Raw genomic sequence first — 19,516 nt, 5'->3', positions numbered from 1 at the left:
CCTCCGGTGCAGGCGCGCGGGCGGCCTGTCGTGAACCGCGCGCCTTTCGGGGTCCGCACCCCCCGGTTGGCCGGGGACCTTGCCGCGCCGGCCTGATCGCCGGTCCCGACACCTTCCGACGCGAGCGCCCATGTATTCGCCCCTCATCGTCGCCGAGGCCATGCTGAACGGACTGATGCTCGGCGCCGTCTATGCGCTGATCGCGTTGGGCCTGACGCTGATCTACGGCGTCCTGCACATCGTCAACTTCGCCCACGGGGCGCTGCTGACCGTCGCCATGTTCGGCGTCTGGCTGATGTTCGAGCATCTGGGCCTGGATCCCTATCTCTCGATCCTGATCCTCGCGCCGGCGATGTTCGCCATCGGCTACGCCGCCCAGAGATTCATCATCGGGCCGGCCTCGCACGGGTCGGACAACTCGATCCTGCTGATCACGCTGGGCCTGTCGATCATCATCGAGAACGGGCTGCTGGCGACCTTCCGCTCCGACACGCGGACCATCGACACCGACTACGCCTTCCAGGTGGTCGAGCTGGGGCCCCTGCTGCTGTCCTTCCCCCGCGTGGTGGGCCTGTTCGTGGCGCTCGCCGCAGCCCTGGCGCTGTGGGTGATCCTGGAGCGCACCGACGTCGGCCGCGCCATCCGGGCGGTCGCCAAGGAGAAGCTGGGCGCGGCCCTCGTGGGCATCGAGGTCGGTCATGTCTACGCCGTGACCTTCGCGCTGGGCTGCGCCTGCCTCGCGGTCGCCGCCGCGCTGCTGATGCCGGTCTTCTACGTCTCGCCCACCACCGGAGGGGCCTTCGTGCTGGTCGCCTTCACCATCGTGGTGCTGGGCGGCATGGGCTCGATCGTCGGCGCGCTGGTGGGCGGCCTGCTGATCGGGGTCGTGGAGGCCGCCTGCTCGCTGTTCTTCGGCGACAGCCTCGGCCAGATCGGCATCTTCGTGATCTTCATCCTGGTGCTGCTGTTCCGCCCCACCGGCCTGTTCGGAGCCCGCCCGTGAGCGCCCGCGACCTGCTTTCCCCGCTGATCGCGGTTCTGGTCCTGGGGGGGCTGGCGTTTGCCGACCTGCCGGGGACGCTGCTGAACCTGCTGATCTTCATGATGATCATCGCGCTGGCGGCCCAGGGGTGGAATATCCTGGGCGGCTTCGGGGGGCTCGCCTCCTTCGGGCACGCGGCCTTCTTCGGCACCGGCGCCTACGCGACCCTGATCCTGCAGACCGCCTGGGGGGTGAACGCCTGGGTCGGGCTGCTGATCGGGGTCGCGGCCGGGGCCGCGGTGGGGGCCGGGATCGGCTTTCTCAGCTTCCGCTCGGGGCTGCGCGGCTCCTATTTCGCGCTGATCACGCTGGCGTTCGCCGAGGTGCTGCGGATCGCGGCCAACGCCTCGCCGCTCACCGGGGGGGCGGCGGGGATCCTGCTGCCGCTCGACTACGGGTTCCTCAACCTGCAATTCGACGACCGCCGCTGGTTCGCGCTGATCGCGGTGCTGTTCGTGGGCGCGGGCCTCGTGCTGGCCCGCTGGCTGGAGCGCTCGCGCTTTGGCGCCTACCTGATCGCGATCCGCGAGAACGAGGAGGCCGCCCAGGCGCTCGGCGTCGACGTGTTCGCGGTGAAGATGGGGGCGATCACGCTCTCGGCCGGCTGCACGGCGCTGGCGGGCGTGCTCTATGCGCAGAACTACCTCTTTGTCGACGCGCATGTGGCCTACGGCTCCTGGATCTCGATCGAGGCGCTGTTCGCGGCCATCGTGGGGGGACTGGGGACCATGTTCGGCCCGCTGGTCGGCGCGGTGGCGCTGCTGGGGCTGGGCGAGGTGACCAAGGCGATCTCGGGCGGGGCGCCGGGGGTGGACCTGCTGGTCTTCGGGGCGATCCTGATCCTGACGGTGGCCTTCGCGCCCGGCGGGCTGATGAGCCTGCGCCAGCGGCTGACCGGACGCCGTCGTCCCAAGGGCGAGACCGCGCTTCGCTCCGGGGAGGGCGCGTGATGCTGACGGTCGAGAACCTGACCAAGCGTTTCTCCGGCCTGGTGGCGGTGGACAACGCCTCGCTGACTGCGCCCGAGGGGGCGATCACCGGGCTGATCGGGCCCAACGGCGCGGGCAAGACCACGCTGTTCGCCATGGCCGCGGGGTTCCTCAAGCCCGACGCCGGCGCGGTGACCTTCGCGGGCGAGGACGTGACCGCCCAGCCTCCGCATCTGCGCGCCCGCCGCGGCATGGCCCGCACCTTCCAGATCGTGCAGCCCTTCGCGGGCCTCACGGTGCGCGAGAACATCGCGGTCGGCGCCCACCTGCGCCATCCCGCGCGGGCCGAGGCGATGGCCCGCGCCGAGACGATCGGCGAGCGCGTGGGCCTTGGCCCCGACCTAGACCGCGCCGCCGCCGGCCTGACGGTCGCGGGGCGCAAGCGTCTGGAGCTGGCCCGCGCGCTCGCGACCGAGCCCAGGCTGCTGCTGCTCGACGAGGTGCTGGCCGGCCTCAACCCCTCCGAGATCCGGGACATCCTGCCCGTGATCCGCGCCATCCGGGACGAGGGCGTCACCATCCTGATGATCGAGCACATCATGCAGGCCGTGATGAACCTGTGCGAACACGTCTATGTCCTCGCTCAGGGGAAGATGATCGCCGAGGGGCCGCCCGCCCGGGTCTCCCGCGATCCCCAGGTGATCGAGGCTTATCTCGGCCACGGCGCCGCCGCGCGGATGCAGGCCGAAGGGGGCGCGCATGCTTGAGGTCCGCGATCTGCGCGCCGGCTATGGCGGAACCGAGGTGCTGCGCGGCCTGAACCTGTCGGTCGGGCAGGGCGAGGTGGTGGCCGTCCTCGGCTCCAACGGCGTGGGCAAGACCACGCTGAACATGACCCTCTCGGGTCTCGTGAAACCCTGGTCGGGCGAGATCCTGTTCGAGGGCGCGCCCCTGCACGGCGCCAAGCCCTCCGACGTCGTCTCGGCCGGCCTGATCCACGTCCCCGAGGGGCGCAAGATCTTTCCGAATCTGACCGTGCGCGAGAACCTGGAGCTTGGGGGCTATCGCCGCGCCAAGACCGGGCGCGCCGCCAACCTCGAGCGGGTGTTCCGCACCTTCCCGCGCCTGAAGGAGCGGGCGAAACAGGCCGCCGGCACGCTCTCGGGCGGGGAGCAGCAGATGCTCGCCATCGGTCGCGGGCTGATGAGCGAGCCCCGGCTCCTGATCCTCGACGAGCCCTCGCTCGGCCTCTCCCCGCTGCTGGTGGAGGAGATGTTCGGCCTGATCGAGCAGCTCGCCCGCGAGGGGCTGCCGATCATGCTGGTCGAGCAGAACGTGGTGCAATCGCTCGACGTCGCCTCGCGCGCCTACATCCTCGAGAACGGCCAGGTGGTCCTCTCGGGCGAGGCCAGGACCCTGCGCGACGATCCGGAGCTGAAGCGGGCCTATCTGGGCCTGTGACGGGCGGGCCGCGCGCCCCCCGCAACGACACGCCGCCGCGGGGCGTCCGCAGGCGGCGAGACACGAGAGGAACCAACGCATGAGCCTCAGGGACCGTCTCCAGCGGACAGGCGCCGTCGTCGCGCCGGGGGTCTACGACGCGCTCTCGGCCTCGATCGCGCAGGCCGCGGGGTTCGAGGCGATCTATCTCTCCGGCGCCGGCATCGCCTACACCCGGCTTGGCCGGGCGGACATCGGGCTGGTCTCGATGAACGAGGTGGCCGAGGTCATCGGCCTGGTGCGCGACCGCGTCTCGATCCCGATGATCGTGGACGGCGACACCGGCTACGGCAACGCCATGAACGTCGAGCGCACCGTGCGCCTGTTCGAGCGTGCGGGCGCCACGGCCATCCAGCTCGAGGATCAGACCACCCCCAAGCGCTGCGGCCACCTGCGCGACAAGTCGGTGACCAGCGCCGGCGAGATGATCTCCAAGATCAAGGCGGCCGTCGACGCGCGCGTCTCGGCCGAGACCCTGATCGTGGCGCGCACCGACGCCCGCGCGGTCGAGGGGCTTCCGGCCGCCATCGAGCGTGCCCGCCTCTACGCCGAAGCCGGGGCCGACGTCCTGTTCGTCGAGGCGCCCCGGTCGCGCGAGGAACTCCAGACCGTGGTCGCCGAACTGGGCGCCAAGGCCCCGCTGCTCGCCAACATGGTCGAGGGCGGCCAGACCCCGATCTCCTCGGCCGCCGAACTGGGCGAGATTGGCTTCTCGATCGCCATCTTCCCCGGCGGCGTGGTGCGCGCGGTGGCGAAAACCATGGTCGACTACTACGCCTCGCTCGCCGCCCATGGCTCCAACCAGCCGTTCGCCGAGCGGATGTTCGACTTCGACGCGCTGAACGAGGTCATCGGCACCCCCGACATGCTGGGCCGCGGCGAGACCTACGAGGCCATGGCCGCCGCGGCCGACGCCCCCCGATCCAAGGAGTCCGACGCGTGACCGACGCCCCCGCTTCGACCCTCGACCCGGTCACGCTCGCCGTCCTGAAGGGGCGGCTCGAGCAGATCGTGGACGAGATGGACGCCACCCTCTACCGCTCGGCCTTCAACCCCACCATCGCCGAGGCCAAGGACGCCTGCCACGGCATCTACGACCCGCTCACCGGCGACACGCTGGTGCAGGGGGCGAACGGCCTGCCGATCTTCGTGGGCGCCATGGCCTTCGCGGTCCGCGCCGTGATCGCCAAGGTGGAGAAGGAGGGCGGCCTCGCCGAGGGCGACATCTTCATCTTCAACGACCCCTACGACGGCGGCACCCACCTCAACGATTTTCGCCTGGTGCGCCCGATCTTCCGCGAGGGGCGGCTGTTTGCCTGGATGGCGTCTGTCGGCCACTGGCTCGACATCGGCGGCAACGTGCCCGGCGGCTACAACCCCAAGGCGGTCGAGAGCTTCCAGGAGGGGGTCCGCTTCCCGCCCGTGAAACTTTACCGCAAGGGCGAGGTGCAGACCGACATCCTCGCAATGCTCGAGGCGAACTCGCGGCTGCCGATGTCGAACTGGGGCGACCTGAACGCCCAGCTCAACGCGCTGGACCTGGGCCAGAAGCGCCTGCTGGCGCTGCTCGACGAATACGGCGACGCCACCATCGCGACCGCCTTCGAGGCGTTCTCCGACCGGGCCGAGGCGCTGATGCGCGCCTCCATCGCCGCGATCCCCGACGGGGTCTATTCGTTCGAGGACGTGCTCGACAACGACGGCATCGTGGATGAGCCGCTGACCGTGGCGCTTGACGCCACCATCGCGGGCGAGACGATGACGCTCGATTTCTCCCGCTCCTCGCCCGCCTGCCAGGGGCCGATCAACATCTCCCGCTCGACCGCGGTTGCGGCCTGCTATGTGGCGCTCAAGCATGTCTTCCCCGACGTGCCCGCCAACGCCGGCTGCCTGCGCCCGATCAGCTTCGAGATCGTCGACGGCTCGATCCTGGGCGCCAACGCCCCCAGGCCGGTGGCGGGCTATACCGAGACCATCCTGCGCCTGATCGGCGTGGTCTTCGGGGCGCTGGCCCAGGCCGACCCGGACCGGGCGCTCGGGGGGCCGTTCGGCACGATCAACGCGCTGTCGATCGCCGGGCATCGCGGGGACGGCTCGCGCTGGGTGATGTTCTCGTTCTTCGGCGGGGGGCTTGGCGGCTCTCCGGCCTCCGACGGGCTCAACCATGCCAACAACCCGATCTCGACGGCCACCATTCCGCCGGTCGAGATCCTCGAGGCCGCCTACCCGGTCTGCTTCACCCGCTGGGCCCTGCGCGACGGCTCGGCCGGCGCCGGCGAACACCGGGGCGGCGTGGGCGCGGTCTATGAGGTGGAACTGCTGACCGACGCCGACGTCTCCCTGCTGGGAGAGCGCGGCAAGGCCCCGCCCTTCGGCGTCGCCGGCGGCAAGCCCGCCGCGGTCAACGCCTTCTTCTGGCAGACGGACGAGGGCGAAAAATCCCCGCCCATGGTCTCCAAGATCACCGACCTGCGCCTGAAGGCCGGGCGTCGCGTGCGCCTCGAGACCCCCGGCGGCGGCGGCTGGGGCGACCCCTTCGCCCGTGACCCCAGGGCCGTCGCCCGCGACGTGGCGCTGGGCTTCGTGAGCCTCGCGCAGGCCCGCGCCGACTACGGCGTCGCCCTGACCGAGACCGGCGAGGTCGACGCGCCCGCCACCCGAGACCTGCGCGCCGGAGCCGCCGCGTGAACAAGGTGCTGCCCGTGACCGAGACCACCCCCACCCCCCGAGTCGGAACCATCGTCGGCGTCGACGTCGGCGGAACCTTCACCGACCTCTTCTACTTCGACGAGGCGGCCCGCGCATTCCGAACCGGCAAGGTCCCCTCCAACCGCGGCGACGAGGCGGTGGGCTTCCTCGAGGGCCTCAAGGGCTTCGGCGCGCTCGCGGCCCTCGACAGCATCGTGCACGGCACCACGGTCGGCACCAACGCGCTGCTCGAACGCAAGGGCGCGAAAGTCGGCCTGATCACCACCGCCGGCTTCCGCGACGTGCTGGAGATGCGCCGGCGCGACCGCCGCGCCACCTGGGGCCTGACCGGCGACTTCGTCCCCGTCGTCGAGCGCGACTTCCGTCTGGAAGTGGCCGAGCGGGTGCTGGCCTCGGGCGAGATCCGCGAAGCGGTGGACACCGACGCCGTGAAGGCCGCCGCCCGCGCGCTGCTTGAGAAGGGCGCGCAGGCGCTCGCCATCGTCTTCATGAACGCCTACGCCAACCCCGCCAACGAGATCGCCGCGCTGGAGGCCGCCCGCGAGGTCTGGCCGAACGAGCACCTCGAGCGGTCCTCGGCCATCCTCCCCGAGATCCGGGAGTTCGAGCGCACCTCGACCACCGCGCTGAACGCCTATCTGCAGCCCGGCGTCGGATCCTATCTCGCCAAGCTCGAGGAGGCGCTCGCCTCCGAGGACTTCGCGGGCAAGTTCCACATCGTGCAGTCGAACGGCGGCGTGATGTCGACCGAGGTCGCCCGGCGTCTGCCCGCGCGCACCGCCCTCTCGGGCCCCGCCGCGGGGGTGATCGCGGCCGCGGCCATCGCCGAGGCCGCGGGCTTTCCCGACGTGATCACCGGCGACCTCGGAGGGACCTCGTTCGACGTCTCGCTGATCACCGGGGGCAAGACGGCGCTCGCCGCCCAGACCACCGTCGACTTCGGCCTGGTGATCCGCACCCCGATGATCGAGATCACCACCATCGGCGCCGGCGGCGGCTCCATCGCCCATGTGGACGCGGGCGGGCTGCTGCAGGTCGGCCCCGAATCCGCCGGCTCCCGCCCCGGCCCGGTCTGCTACGGGCAGGGGGGCGCCCGCCCGACCCTGACCGACGCCAACGTCGTGCTCGGCCGGATCAACGCCGACCGCCCCATCGGCGGCAAGCTCGACCGGCTCGACGTCGAGGCCGCGAAGGCCGCCATCGACCAGCACGTCGCCGGCCCCCTGGGGCTGGGCGTGATGGAGGCGGCCGAGGCCATCGTCCGCGTGGCGGACGGGAAAATGGCCGGCGCCATCCGCCTGATGTCGATCGAGCGGGGCCACGACCCCTCGCGCTTCGCGGCCGTGCCGTTCGGCGGCGGCGGGGCGCTGCACGCGGGCGCGCTGATCAAGGACGTGGGGCTGAAGGCGGCCCTGGTGCCGCGCTACCCCGGCGTGACCTCGGCGCTCGGCTGCGTGATCGCCGATATCCGCCACGACCAGGTGCAGACGGTGAACCTCGGCCTGCAGGGCATCGACGCCCCCGCGCTCGCCGACCGCATGGCCGCCGAGGCCGCCTCCGCCCGCGCCGTGGTCGAGGCCGCCCGCCTCTCGGTCGAGCGGATCGACACGGTGTTCGAGCTCGACATGCACTACGTCGGCCAGACCCACACGCTCGCCGTCCGCCTCCCCGCGAGCCTCGGCGAGACCGCCGAGGGCTTGAGCGAGTCGATGATCGCGACGGCCTTCGAGGAGGCCTACCAGGCCAGCTTCTCGCGCCTGCTGCCGGGCGTTCCGATGCGCATCGTCAACCTGCGCACCTCGGCCATCGGCGTGCGGCCGGGCTTCGATCTCGCGGCCCTTGCGCCGACGGGCGAGAAGACCGTCGAGGAGGCGAAGACCGGAACGCGGAACGTCTGGTTTTCCGGCGCCTGGCATGAGGCGGCGATCTACGCGCGCCTCGATCTGCCCGTCGACGCCGTGGTCCCCGGCCCCGCGATCCTCGAGCAGCCGGACGCAACCGTGGTGGTCGACCCCGACCTCTCGGCCCGCATCGACCGCTTCGGCAACGTGATCGTGGAGCGCAAGTGATGGATCTCTCGAAGACCGCCCTGCTGACCGTCGACCTGCAGAACGACTTCCTCCACCCCGAGGGCGCCTATGGCCGCGCCGGGCAGGGCGCCCCCGAGATCGCGGCGCTGCCCGCCCGGCTGAAGCCGCTCGTCGACCTGCTGAAGGCCAGGGGCGGCTGGTTCGTTTCGACCCAGTTCACCCTGGTCCCCGTGCGGGGAGAGCCGATGATCGCCCCGCACCTCAAGAAACTCCGTCCGTTCCTGTGCGCGGGCGACTTCGCCCCCGGCGCCTGGGGCAACCAGCTGGTCGATGAGCTTGGCCCCGCGGATGTGGTGGTCGAAAAGATCGCCTACTCCGCCTTCTACCAGACGCGGATGGAGTGGACGCTGCGCAAGCTCGGGATCGAGCATCTGCTGGTCGCGGGCATCGTCACCAATGGCGGCGTGGCCACCACCTTCCGCGCGGCCCACGTGCGCGAGTTCGACGCCATCCTGCTCGAAGACGGCTGCGCCGCATTCTCCCCCAAGACCCACGACGAGGCCGTGCAGGCCCTGCGCCCCGTCGGCCGCGTCGCCTCGATCGCCGAGATCATGGCCGAGATCGCGGCCGGGCCCGGGGCCGCCTGAGATGCCCGCCGCGCCCGACATCCGCCCCGCGCCCGAGCGCTTCGCGACCGAGGTCCCCGCCCTGATCGTCGGCGCCGGCGCCGCCGGCCTGACCGCGGCGCTCGCCCTGCGCGCCGAGGGCGTCGAGGCGCTGGTGCTGGAGCGGGACGCCACACCCCGCGGCTCGACCGCCCTCTCGGCCGGCCTGATCCCTGCGCCTAGCACCCGCTGGCAGGCCTCCGCCGGCGTGGACGACAGCCCGCAGGCGTTCGTCGCCGACATCCTCGCGAAGGCCCATGGCGAGCCCGAGCCCGCCCTCGCCACGCTGATGGCCTCCGAGGTCGGCCCGGCGCTGGAGTGGCTCGCCGACGCCCACGGGCTGGAGTTCTCGCTGGTCGACAATTTCCGCTATCCCGGCCATTCGGCGCTCAGGATGCACGGCCTGCCCTCCCGCTCGGGCGAGGAGCTGGTCGACCGCCTCGCCCGCGCGGCCGAGGCGGCGGGGGTCGACATCCTGACCGAGGCGCAGGTCACGACGCTTTTCACGGCCGAGGGCGCGATCCGGGGCGTCGGCTTCTCCCGCCCCGACGGGACCACCGAGATCGTCGGGTGCCGCGCCCTGATCCTCGCCTGCAACGGCTATGGCGGCAACAAGGCGCTGGTGGCAGAGCACATCCCCAGCCTGCGCGACGCGCTCTACTTCGGCCACCCCGGCAACCAGGGCGAGGCGATCCTTTGGGGCGAGGCGCTGGGCGCCGCCACCCGCCACCTGGGCGGCCACCAGGGCCACGGCTCGGTGGCCCATCCCGCCGGCATCCTGATCACCTGGGCCACGGTGATGGAGGGCGGCTTCCAGGCCAACCTCTCGGGCGAGCGGTTCTCGAACGAGGCCACCGGCTATTCCGAGCAGGCCGCCCGCGTCCTGACCCAGCCCGAGGCGACCGCCTGGACCGTCTTCGACGCCCGCATCGCCGAGATCGCCCGCCAGTTCGAGGATTTCCGCAAGGCCGAGGCGATGGGCGCGGTGGTCGAGGGCGACGACCTGGAAACCCTCGCCGCCCGAATGAAGGTCCCCGCCCAGCCGCTCGCCGACACCCTCGCGCAGGTCGAGGCCGCCAAGCGTGGCGAGACCCCCGACCCTTTCGGCCGACCGCTCAAGGGCGTCGCCCCGCTTGCCGCCCCCTATCGCGCGGTGCGGGTCACGGGGGCGCTGTTCCACACCCAAGGCGGGCTGGTCGTGGACGACCGGGCCCGCGTGCTGCGCCCCGACGGGCGCCCTATCCCCGGCCTGCACGCCGCGGGCGGCGCGGCCTGCGGCGTCTCGGGCGCGGGGGCCGAGGGGTATCTCTCGGGCAACGGCCTGCTCTCGGCGATCTCGCTGGGGCGGGTGGCGGGCAGGGCGGCGGCGCAGGCCGCGCGCTGAGGCCTCAGCCGCGCGAGGGATCCTCGCGCCGCCAGCGGCTCAGCGCCAGGTAGCGATAGAGCCCGTGGACGAACTTGCCGTAGGGCATCGACAGGAACAGCGCCAGCACCGCGCCCAGATGCAGCGCCAGCATCGGCCCCAGCAGCGGGGTGGTGCGCAGGGCCATCAGGGCCAGCCCGCTCGCCCCGGTCAGCAGCAGGATCGCGAGGAACCCCACCTCCATGCCGCGAAACCGCGGGTCCAGCAGGTCGGGCAGGCGGCGGGCCTTGGCCCGCAGCAGCCCGATCGGCCCGATCACCAGCCCGATCCCCCCCAGCGTCCCCAGCACCTTGGGCAGATCCCACAGCGGATAGGGCGCCGGCCGGTCGAAGACGTAGTGATAGAGCGTCGCCACCGTGGTCGAGGCCAGGCACAGCAGGAAGCCGTAAAAGGTGAAGTGGTGCCACAGCCGCCGGGTGTCGTCGGGCTGGTCGTCCGCGTTCATGCAGCCCGCGCCGCCGCCGTCGAGGTAGCGCAGCGTGGCCGCGTCATGCCCCGCGCGCCCCAGCGCCGCCCCGTCCACCGGCCCGCCCGTCGCCTTCCAGAACGACCGCGCCCCCATGCCGACCGCCAGCAGCATCCACCCGAAGGCCGCTCCGAACAGCGCGACCATCGCCGAATGGGGCATCAGCGCATAGAACAGCTCGGGCGAGCGGTGCGCCGTCCACAGCGCCCCCGGATCCCCTGTGGCCACGAACCCCGCCAGGAACAGCGCGCAGGCCAGCGCCACCCCCACCGCCAGCGCCGCGCCATGCCGGCGGAACAGCGGCCGCAGCGCCGCGGGCCAGGCGTGGGCCGCATAGCTGTCGTTGCGCACCCGCGCCAGCACCGCGGGCACGTTCACGTCGAACTCATGGGGCGGCGAGAACTGGCAGTCGTGGTAGCAGGCCCCGCAGGAATGACACAGGTTGGCCAGGTACTGCAGGTCGCCGTCCGCGAAGGACCGGCGCAGCTCCATCGCCGGGAACACCGCGCACAGCCCCTCGCAATAGCGGCACGAGTTGCACACGGTCATCAGCCGCTCGGCCTCGGCGAGGTCAGGGTCGCGGCCGGGGTCGCGCAGGCCCGCGTCGGGGCTGGGAAGGTCAAACGACATGGGCGGCCTCCGTTCCGGCGATGCGCCCGAAGACGGCGCCGATGGTCATCCCGATGCCCGCGGCATAGCCCTGGCCCAGCACGTTGCCGGCCATGATCTCGCCCGCGGCGAAGAGGTTCTCGGACGGGGTCCCGTCGGCCATCAGCATCCGGGCCTTCTCGTCCACCTTCACGCCGAGGTAGGTGAAGGTGATGCCGGGGCGGACCGGGTAGGCGTGGAAGGGCGGCGTCTCGATCCGCTGGGCCCAGTTGCTCTTCTCGATCGCCAGGCCCTGCGTGCGGTTGCCGTCCAGATCCGTGTGATCGAACGGGCGCCCGCCGACCACCGCGGCGTTGAACTCCGAGACGGTCGCCTCCAGCGCGGCGGGCTCGAGGCCCAGCTTGCCGGCCAGCTCCGGGATCGTGGGCGCGGTGATGGCGGGGAAGAGCGAGGGCATGAACCGCTCGAGGTTCGGGGCGTCGAAGACGATCCAGGCGATCTGGCCGGGCTGCTCGGCCACCAGCCGGCCCCAGATGGCATAGCGCTTGGGCCAGATGTCCTCGCCCTCGTCATAGAAGCGCTGGGCCGCGGCGTTAACCACGATGCCGAAGACCACGCAGTCGAGCCTTGTGATGATCCCCCCGTCAAAACGCGGCGCGCGGGCGTCGATGGCGACCGCATGGCACTGGGTCGGGTCGCCGATCTGCTGGACGCCGCCCTCGATCAGCATCTTCGTGACCGTGCCGCGGTTGTAGGGGGTGCCGCGGATCAGGAAGTTCTCGGCCCGCTCGCCCCACCCCTCCTTCAGCCACTCGATGTTGGATTCGAAGCCCCCGCAGGCGGCGACGAAGGTCTTCGCCTCGATGCGCCCGTCGCGCCCGTCCTGGCGGACCGTGGCGGCGCGGAACCGCGGGCCGTCGAGGTCCAGACCCACGACCTCGGCCTCGTAGCGCACCTCGACCCCCAGCCGCTCGGCCGTGCGGTAGAGCTCGTTGAGCATCGAGCGCCCGCCGCCGAGGAAGAACGAGTTCGTCCGCCCCAGGCTGAGCGTGCCGCCGAGCGAGGGCTGGAAGCGCACCCCCTGCTCCTGGATCCAGGTCAGCATGTCCTTGGAGTCGCGGATCATCATCCGCGCCAGCTCGGGCGTGGTGTTGCCCTGGGTGACCCGCATCAGGTCGTCGAGGAACTCCTCCTCGGGGTAGGGGCCCGACAGGGTGTCGGTGGCGGCGTCATGGGCGCAGCGCATGTTGCGGGTGTGGCGGGTGTTGCCGCCGCGGTAGAACTTCGGCGCCGCCTCGACCACCAGCACCGAGCGTCCCGCCCGCCGCGCCGCGATCGCCGCGCACAGCGCCGCGTTGCCGCCGCCGGCCACCAGCACGTCCCACATCCCGCGCCTCCCTTGCGAGTCGGTCGCCGGGGTTCCGGCGCTTGGGTATTCTCAGTATACTGAAATCCGCGAGACGCCAAGACAGGCGCCCCGCGCGGATCGGGAGGGGCGGATGCGCACGCAGCCGGGCAGGGCGGACACCATGACGACGGAGGGCCGGGAGGGGCCGCTGCCGGCGCTCGCGGCCATGGGCCCCCTCGGTTCGGGCGCGAGCCTCGGTGAGGCGGTGTTCGAACGCCTGCGCGAGGCGCTGCGCCGCGGCCGCCTGCGCCCCGGCGACCGCCTGCGCGAGGAGGAGGTCGCCGCCGCCCTCTCGGTCAGCCGCACGCCCGTGCGCGAGGCTCTGGGCCGGATGCAGGCCCGCGACCTGCTGCGACGCGGCGGCGGCCGGGGACACGTGGTGCGGCGGCTGGCGGCGGAAGAGCGCGCGCAGGTCTACGCCATGCGCGCGGTGCTGGAAGGGGCGGCCGCAGGGCTTGCCGCTCGCCGCGCCGGCCCGTCGGAGCTGGCGCTGCTCGAGGGGCTGCACGCCCGTTTCGCGGCGCTGCCCGGCGCTGCGGCGGCGGAGGCGGCCGAGCTGAACCGCGCCTTCCACGACGCCCTGCGTCAGGCCGCCGGCAACCCCTGGCTGGATGCGTCGCTCGACGCGCTGGCCGACGCGATCTCACTGCTGGGGCCCACGACCTTCACCGCGCCCGGGCGGCACGCCGAGGCGGTGGGCGAACATGCCGAGATCCTGGAGGCGGTGCGCGCCGGCCGGGCCGAGGCGGCCGAGGCGGCGGGGCGGCGTCACATCGAGGCCGCCCATGCCGCGCGCCTGCGCCTGGCGGGGACCGCCGCGGAGACGTCCTGAGCCGCCCCGCAGGCGCGATCAGGCGTCGCGCAGGCGGTTTCGCAGGGCCTCGAGCTTGGAGATCACCGCGCGCACGCGCTCGGAGTCGGGGCCCTCGGCCTCGGCTTCCGCGGCGGGCGCCGGCGGGGCGGGGGCCGGCTCGGCGGGGGCCGCCTGCGCCGGCGAAGGGGCCTCGGCCGGCTCCTCGTAGGGTTCGCCCAGCACCTCCGCGCCGCGGCGCACCACGTGCTTCTGGCCCCGCTCGCGAAAGATCTTCTGGACGCCCTTGATGGTCAGGCCGTCCTCGTAGAGCAGCTCGCGGATGCCCACCAGCAGGGTGACGTCCTCGGGCCGGTAATAGCGCCGCCCGCCGCCGCGTTTGATCGGGCGCACGGCGGGGAACTTCGATTCCCAGAAACGCAGGACGTGCGCGGGCACGTCGAGGGCCTCGGACACCTCCGAGATGGTGCGAAACGCGTTGGGGGACTTGTCCATGTCCGGAAGAGGGCCTCCGACCCGGGCGGGCCGGTCAGCCGCTCAGGGCGTCGTTGATCTTGTCTTTCAGGATGTGCGAGGGCCGGAACACCAGCACCCGGCGGGGGTCGATGGGGACCTCCTCGCCGGTCTTGGGGTTGCGGCCCATGCGGGCGCCCTTCTGGCGCACCTGGAAGGTCCCGAAGGAGGAGATCTTGACCGTCTCGCCCTTCACAAGCGCGTCCGAGACATGGCCGAGAATGCTCTCGACCAGCTCGGCGGATTCGTTCCGCGACAGGCCGACCTCGCGGTAGACGGCCTCGGTCAGGTCGAGCCGGGTGTGGGTCTTGTTCGCCATCCGCGCCTCCTGCGCCCCTCTGCAAAGCCGTCGCCGCGGCGGCGGGAGCGCCGGCCGCGGTCGATCTGTGGGGGGAGGGTAGGCCGCTGGGGATTTCAGAGTCAATGTCAATGACTTGGCGAGGGGCGCGCAGAACCCCTCTGAGCCCCGCGGCGGAGGTGATCGGCCGCCCTGCGGAAAGCCCCGGCGCAAACGCCGCGCCCGCCCCCGTTTCCAGGGGCGGGCGTGGAAATTCCCTTGCGGGGGAAGGGCCGCGGCGACCCTCGCGCCCTACCAGCGCATCAGCGCGGCGCCCCAGGCCAGACCGCCGCCGATCGCCTCCATCAACAGCAGGTCGCCCTGGCGGATGCGCCCGGACTGCACCGTCTCCGACAGCGCCAGCGGGATCGAGGCGGCCGAGGTGTTGCCGTGGTTGTGCACGGTCATCACCACCTTCTGCATCGACAGCCCGGTCTTGCGCGCGGTCGATTCGATGATCCGGCTGTTGGCCTGGTGCGGCACCATCCAGTCGATATCGTCAGCCGTGGCGCCCACGGAATCCATAGCCTCATGAGCCACTTGCGCGAGTTTGTTCACAGCGTGCTGGAACACTCGCTGGCCCTGCATCCGCACGCAGCCCGCCTTGCCGGTCGAGGACGGACCCCCGTCGACATAGAGCAGGTCGTGATGCGCCCCGTCCGAGTGCAGCTTCACCGACATCACGCCGCGGTCCGCCAGCGTGCCGGCGCCCGGCTCGCCCGACAGGATCAGCGCCCCGGCGCCGTCGCCGAACAGCACGCAGGTCGACCGGTCCGACCAGTCGAGGATCCGCGAGAAGGTCTCGGCCCCGATCACCATCACGGTCTTGGCCTGACCCGACTGGATCAGCGAATTGGCCATGCCCACCGCGTAGATGAACCCGGCGCACACCGCCTGCACGTCGAAGGCGAAGCCGTGGGTCATGCCGATCGCGTGCTGCACGCGGGTGGCGGTGGCGGGGAAGGTCTCGTCGGGCGTGGCGGTGGCCAGCACGATCGCGTCGAGATCGGACGCCTCGAGCCCGGCGGCGGCCAGAGCGCGCTGCGCCGCGGGAATGGCGAGATCCGAGGTCTTCTCGTTCGGGCCCGCGAAGTGGCGCCGTTCGATGCCGGACCGGGTCTTGATCCACTCGTCAGAGGTCTCGAGCGTCTTCGCGAACTCGGCGTTCTCGACGATCCGCTCGGGGAGATAGTGGCCGCAACCCAGCGGGACGGCGCGCGTTACGGTCATCCTGTGGTCTTTCCGCTCCTGTCCGAATCCGCGCCGGCAGTGTTCCGGGCCGGGAAGGCGTTTGCAACCTGTTCGGCCACCTTACCTTGAAAGCCCGAGAGCCCCATCGTCGCGGCCAGCTTGATGGCCGAGGCGACTGCCGTTGCGTCAGCGGACCCATGGCTTTTCACCACCGACCCGTTCAGCCCCAGGAACACCCCGCCGTTCACATGACGAGGATCTATGCGTTTCGACAGCCGGCGCAAGGAGGTCCAGGCCGCCAGCGCCCCAAGTCGCGACAGCCAGGTGTGGCGGAACGCCTCCTTCAGACTGTCGGAGATCAGCTTCGCCGTGCCCTCGGCGGTCTTCAGGGCGATGTTGCCGGTGAAGCCGTCGGTGACGATCACGTCGACCCGGTCGGACAGGATGTCGCCCCCCTCCACGAAGCCGATGTAGGAGAAGCCCGCGCCCGGCCGGATCGCGGCGGCCGAGATCATCTCGGCGGCCGCGTGCAGATCCTCGCCGCCCTTCGATTCCTCGGAGCCGACGTTCAGCAGACCCACCCGCGGGCGGTCGATCTTGAGGCCCAGGCGCGCATATTCCGCGCCCATCACGGCGTATTGCGCCAGGTTCTTCGGCTCGGCCCGGATGTCGGCGCCGACATCCAGCACGATGTTGTGCCCCGCCGGCCCGCGCGAGGGCCAGAAGACGCCGATCGCGGGCCGGTCCACCCCCGGCGCCCGGCGCAGCGCCAGCATCGCCAGCGCCATCAGCGCCCCGGTGTTCCCGCAGGAGACCGCGACCGAGGCCTCGCCCCCCGACACCGCCTGCAGCGCGCTCATCATCGAGGTCCCGCGCGAGCGGCGCATGATCTTGGAGGGCTTGTCGGCCATCGCCACCACTTCGGGCGCGTGCCGGACCTCGGTCCGCTCGGCGAGCGCGGGGCGGCGGCGCATCATGCGATGCAGCTGCTCCTCGTCGCCATGCACGATGAAGCGGATGTCGGGGTTCTTCTTGGCCGAGATCGCCATGCCCGCAAGCACCGGTCCCGGCCCCCGGTCGCCGCCCATGGCGTCGACCGAAATCACGCTCGCGCCGGTGCGCGGAACCGGGCGCGGCGAGGCGATCGGGGCGGCGCTCGGCGTGGCCGCCACGCGATGGGCGGACAGCTCGATGGGCGACGCCGCGCGCGGCTGCGCGTCGGAAGAAGGCTCGGGAGGGCGCGTCTGGTCTGTCATCCGGTGTCGGGGCGTCCGGAGCGGCGGGTCAGGTTGCGGCCCTCCGCCCCGGTCAGGGGGCGGGGCGCCGCGCGGCGGGTCCGCAGGGACTGTCCCTGTCGGAAGCCGGTGCTGGACCCGCGGGGCGGAGATCTCCGCCCTGGTCGGCCGGGCGCCGCTTCGTCAGCCGAAGCGGCGCGCCGCGGGCCGGGGCCGCGCTCGGTCAGGCGCGCCGGACGTCCCTCAGGACGCCTCGTCCAGGTCGACTTCCTCGACCATCGAGACGACTTCGCGGCCGCCGTAGTGGCCGCAGGACCCGCACACATGGTGCGGGCGGCGCAGCTCGCCGCAGTTGGGGCACTCGGCATGGGCCGAGGGCGACAGGGCGTCATGCGAGCGACGCATGTTGCGCTTGGAGCTGGTAACGCGATTCTGGGGGACCGCCATGGGTCTGACCTCCGTAGCTTCTGGGGCGGTCAGCTATCATGCCGCCCGTCGCGCGTGAAGGCCGGACCCATCCGCGCCGCGCCCCGTTCCGTGGGGCTCATCCCCGCGTCCCGGAGCAGAGCATCGGACGGGGCCGACTCCGCTGTAAAAACGAGCGGCGAACATACGCCGAAATCTGTGGAGCGCAAGGGCGAACCCGCACCCTTGAAGAGGCTTTCCGCGCCCCGCCGCCCGGCCCCGAACGCCGCCCTTTCGCGCGCCCCGCGCGCCCCGCCCCTGCGCCTGTCCCGCAGGCCCGCCGGGCCCCCGGCGCGCAGGCGCGCCCGAACCTGTCCGGCAGGCCCGCCGGGCCCCCGGCGCGCAGGCGCGCCAGAACCTGTCCGGCAGGCCCGCCGGGCCTCCGGCGCGCAGGCGCGCCCGAACACGCCGAGCGGTCTTTCCCCGATGGGCCGCGCAGGCTAGAAGCGCCGGGACATCTCACGCCTCGCGAATTCCCGACCCGGACGCCCGCGCATGCCCATGGAAAAGACCTTCGACGCCGCCTCGGCCGAACCCGAGATCTACGCCCGCTGGGAGGAGGCCGGCGCCTTCGCCGCGGGCGCGAACGCGAAGCCGGGGGCCGAGAGCTTCTCGATCGTGATCCCGCCGCCCAACGTGACGGGCAGCCTGCACATCGGCCATGCGCTCAACAACACCCTGCAGGACATCCTGATCCGCTGGAAACGCATGCAGGGCTACGACACCCTGTGGCAGCCCGGCCAGGACCATGCCGGCATCGCCACCCAGATGGTGGTCGAGCGCAAGCTGGCCGCCGAGCAGCAGCCCTCGCGCCGGGAACTCGGCCGCGAGGCCTTCGCCGCCAGGATCTGGGAGTGGAAGGCGCAGAGCGGCTCGACCATCCTCAACCAGCTCCGGCGCCTCGGCGCCTCCTGCGACTGGTCGCGCAACGCCTTCACCATGTCCGGCGCGCCTGGCGCGCCCGAGGGCGAGGACGGCAACTTCCACGACGCCGTCCTGAAAGTCTTCGTGGAGCTGCACCGCGCCGGCCTGATCTATCGCGACAAGCGCCTGGTGAACTGGGACCCGCATTTCGAGACCGCGATCTCGGACCTCGAGGTCGAGCAGGTCGAGGAAAAGGGGAACCTCTGGCGTTTCCGCTACAAGCTGGCCGACGGCGAGACCTACGACCACCCGATGGTGCGCGAGGAGATCGACGGCGAGGAGACCCTGCGCCCCTGGACCCCCGAGGACGACGACCCCTCGGCCTGGGAGGAGCGCGACTACATCGTCGTGGCCACCACCCGCCCCGAGACGATGCTGGGCGACACCGGCGTCGCGGTCGCGGCCGACGACGTGCGCTATGCGGGCCTGGTGGGCAAATCCGTGGTCCTGCCCCTGGTCGGCCGCCGCATCCCGATCGTGGCCGACGAGCACGCCGACCCCGCCAAGGGCACCGGCGCGGTGAAGATCACCCCCGCGCACGACTTCAACGACTTCGAGGTCGGCAAGCGCGCCGGCCTGCGCCGCATCAACGTGATGACCTCGCGCGCCTCGATCACGATCAACGACAACCCCGAGTTCCTCGAGGACTGCGCGCCGGCGCCCGAGGTCCTGGCGCTGGACGGCCTCGACCGCTTCGTGGCCCGCAAGGCGATCGTGGATCTCGCCGAGGGGCAGGGCTGGCTCGACGGCATCGACGCCGAGACCCACGTGGTGCCCCACGGCGACCGCTCCAAGGTCCCGGTCGAGCCCTGGCTGACCGACCAGTGGTTCGTCGATGCGAAGACCCTGGCGCAGGAGGCGCTGGCCGCCGCCCACGACGGCCGCGCCACCTTCCATCCCGCCAACTGGGTGAAGACCTACGACCACTGGATGGAGAACATCGAGCCCTGGTGCATCTCCCGCCAGCTGTGGTGGGGCCACCAGATCCCGGTCTGGTACGGGCCCGACGGCACGATCTTCTGCGAGATGACCGAGGCCGAGGCCGCCTCGGCCGCCAAGGCGCACTATGGCGAGGCGGTCGAGCTGACCCGTGACGCGGACGTGCTCGACACCTGGTTCTCCTCGGGCCTCTGGCCGCAGGGCACCTTCGGGTGGCCGGCGCAGACGCCGGAGCTGGCGAAATACTACCCGACCTCGGTGCTGATCACCGGCTTCGACATCATCTTCTTCTGGGTCGCCCGGATGATGATGATGGGCCT

Annotated in this window: 17 protein-coding genes and 1 pseudogene; 11 read left to right on the top strand and 7 right to left on the bottom strand. The window is 71.9% G+C overall.

All coding sequences use genetic code 11. From position 1 onward, the window contains the following. Nucleotides 1-130 precede the first annotated feature (130 nt). The 9 genes from AAC134_RS17900 (at nucleotide 131) to AAC134_RS17860 (ending at nucleotide 10,259) form a co-directional block, all read left to right on the top strand. The gene (locus AAC134_RS17900; RefSeq protein ID WP_339950491.1) at nucleotides 131-1,003 is read left to right on the top strand and encodes a branched-chain amino acid ABC transporter permease; all 873 of its coding nucleotides are present in this window, start codon (nucleotides 131-133) and stop codon (nucleotides 1,001-1,003) included. Further along, entirely contained in the window at nucleotides 1,000-1,992 is a 993-nt protein-coding gene (locus AAC134_RS17895; protein ID WP_339950490.1) for a branched-chain amino acid ABC transporter permease, read from the top strand. The genes AAC134_RS17900 and AAC134_RS17895 overlap by 4 nt, the downstream gene beginning before the upstream one ends. Further along, nucleotides 1,992-2,738 (top strand): ABC transporter ATP-binding protein, encoded by a 747-nt coding sequence (locus AAC134_RS17890; protein ID WP_339950489.1) that lies wholly within the window; start codon nucleotides 1,992-1,994, stop codon nucleotides 2,736-2,738. Before AAC134_RS17895 ends, AAC134_RS17890 begins: the two co-directional genes overlap by 1 nt. Continuing rightward, entirely contained in the window at nucleotides 2,731-3,432 is a 702-nt protein-coding gene (locus AAC134_RS17885; RefSeq protein WP_339950488.1) for an ABC transporter ATP-binding protein, read from the top strand. Before AAC134_RS17890 ends, AAC134_RS17885 begins: the two co-directional genes overlap by 8 nt. Before the next feature lie 79 nt (nucleotides 3,433-3,511). Beyond that, nucleotides 3,512-4,414, top strand: coding sequence for an isocitrate lyase/PEP mutase family protein (locus AAC134_RS17880; protein WP_339950487.1), 903 nt, complete (start codon nucleotides 3,512-3,514; stop codon nucleotides 4,412-4,414). Further along, nucleotides 4,411-6,159 (top strand): hydantoinase B/oxoprolinase family protein, encoded by a 1,749-nt coding sequence (locus tag AAC134_RS17875; protein WP_339950486.1) that lies wholly within the window; start codon nucleotides 4,411-4,413, stop codon nucleotides 6,157-6,159. The genes AAC134_RS17880 and AAC134_RS17875 overlap by 4 nt, the downstream gene beginning before the upstream one ends. Next, nucleotides 6,156-8,249: a hydantoinase/oxoprolinase family protein gene (locus tag AAC134_RS17870; RefSeq protein WP_339950485.1), complete on the top strand. Its 2,094-nt coding sequence runs from the start codon at nucleotides 6,156-6,158 to the stop codon at nucleotides 8,247-8,249. The genes AAC134_RS17875 and AAC134_RS17870 overlap by 4 nt, the downstream gene beginning before the upstream one ends. Further along, nucleotides 8,249-8,857, top strand: coding sequence for a cysteine hydrolase (locus tag AAC134_RS17865; RefSeq protein WP_339950484.1), 609 nt, complete (start codon nucleotides 8,249-8,251; stop codon nucleotides 8,855-8,857). Before AAC134_RS17870 ends, AAC134_RS17865 begins: the two co-directional genes overlap by 1 nt. A gap of 1 nt (nucleotide 8,858) precedes the next feature. Further along, entirely contained in the window at nucleotides 8,859-10,259 is a 1,401-nt protein-coding gene (locus tag AAC134_RS17860; RefSeq protein ID WP_339950483.1) for an FAD-dependent oxidoreductase, read from the top strand. A 4-nt stretch (nucleotides 10,260-10,263) separates the two neighbouring features. Here the strand turns inward: AAC134_RS17860 and tcuB are convergent, their stop codons facing one another. Both tcuB and tcuA read right to left on the bottom strand, forming a co-directional pair. Next, nucleotides 10,264-11,394: a tricarballylate utilization 4Fe-4S protein TcuB gene (gene tcuB, locus AAC134_RS17855; protein WP_339950482.1), complete on the bottom strand. Its 1,131-nt coding sequence runs from the start codon at nucleotides 11,392-11,394 to the stop codon at nucleotides 10,264-10,266. Then, on the bottom strand, nucleotides 11,384-12,760 hold the full coding sequence (tcuA, locus tag AAC134_RS17850) for an FAD-dependent tricarballylate dehydrogenase TcuA (protein ID WP_339950481.1): 1,377 nt from the start codon (nucleotides 12,758-12,760) through the stop codon (nucleotides 11,384-11,386). Before tcuA ends, tcuB begins: the two co-directional genes overlap by 11 nt. Before the next feature lie 142 nt (nucleotides 12,761-12,902). Between tcuA and AAC134_RS17845 the strand changes: the two genes are divergently transcribed. Then, nucleotides 12,903-13,613 carry a GntR family transcriptional regulator gene (locus tag AAC134_RS17845; RefSeq protein WP_339950480.1) on the top strand — a complete coding sequence of 237 codons (711 nt, stop codon included), beginning with the start codon at nucleotides 12,903-12,905 and terminating at the stop codon, nucleotides 13,611-13,613. Nucleotides 13,614-13,835: 222 nt separating this feature from the next. On the opposite strand, the pseudogene AAC134_RS17840 reads toward AAC134_RS17845, so the two are convergent. The 5 genes and pseudogenes from AAC134_RS17840 to rpmF form a co-directional block, all read right to left on the bottom strand. Further along, nucleotides 13,836-14,087, bottom strand: a pseudogene (locus AAC134_RS17840) (MerR family transcriptional regulator); the annotation flags it as partial. Nucleotides 14,088-14,121: 34 nt separating this feature from the next. Next, nucleotides 14,122-14,424 carry an integration host factor subunit alpha gene (gene ihfA, locus AAC134_RS17835; protein ID WP_339950479.1) on the bottom strand — a complete coding sequence of 101 codons (303 nt, stop codon included), beginning with the start codon at nucleotides 14,422-14,424 and terminating at the stop codon, nucleotides 14,122-14,124. 270 nt (nucleotides 14,425-14,694) lie between these two features. Continuing rightward, nucleotides 14,695-15,672 carry a beta-ketoacyl-ACP synthase III gene (locus AAC134_RS17830; RefSeq protein WP_339950478.1) on the bottom strand — a complete coding sequence of 326 codons (978 nt, stop codon included), beginning with the start codon at nucleotides 15,670-15,672 and terminating at the stop codon, nucleotides 14,695-14,697. Beyond that, nucleotides 15,669-16,889 carry a phosphate acyltransferase PlsX gene (gene plsX / locus AAC134_RS17825; RefSeq protein ID WP_339950477.1) on the bottom strand — a complete coding sequence of 407 codons (1,221 nt, stop codon included), beginning with the start codon at nucleotides 16,887-16,889 and terminating at the stop codon, nucleotides 15,669-15,671. The genes AAC134_RS17830 and plsX overlap by 4 nt, the downstream gene beginning before the upstream one ends. 222 nt (nucleotides 16,890-17,111) lie before the next feature. Beyond that, entirely contained in the window at nucleotides 17,112-17,315 is a 204-nt protein-coding gene (rpmF, locus tag AAC134_RS17820) for a 50S ribosomal protein L32 (protein WP_339950476.1), read from the bottom strand. A 513-nt stretch (nucleotides 17,316-17,828) separates the two neighbouring features. Between rpmF and AAC134_RS17815 the strand changes: the two genes are divergently transcribed. Next, the coding region (locus tag AAC134_RS17815; RefSeq protein ID WP_339950475.1) for a valine--tRNA ligase at nucleotides 17,829-19,516 on the top strand (1,688 nt) is incomplete at its 3' end.

The sequence above is a fragment of the uncultured Albimonas sp. genome (assembly GCF_963977235.1).
Lineage (GTDB): Bacteria > Pseudomonadota > Alphaproteobacteria > Rhodobacterales > Rhodobacteraceae > Albimonas.
This window is presented reverse-complemented; position numbering and strand designations above follow the sequence as displayed.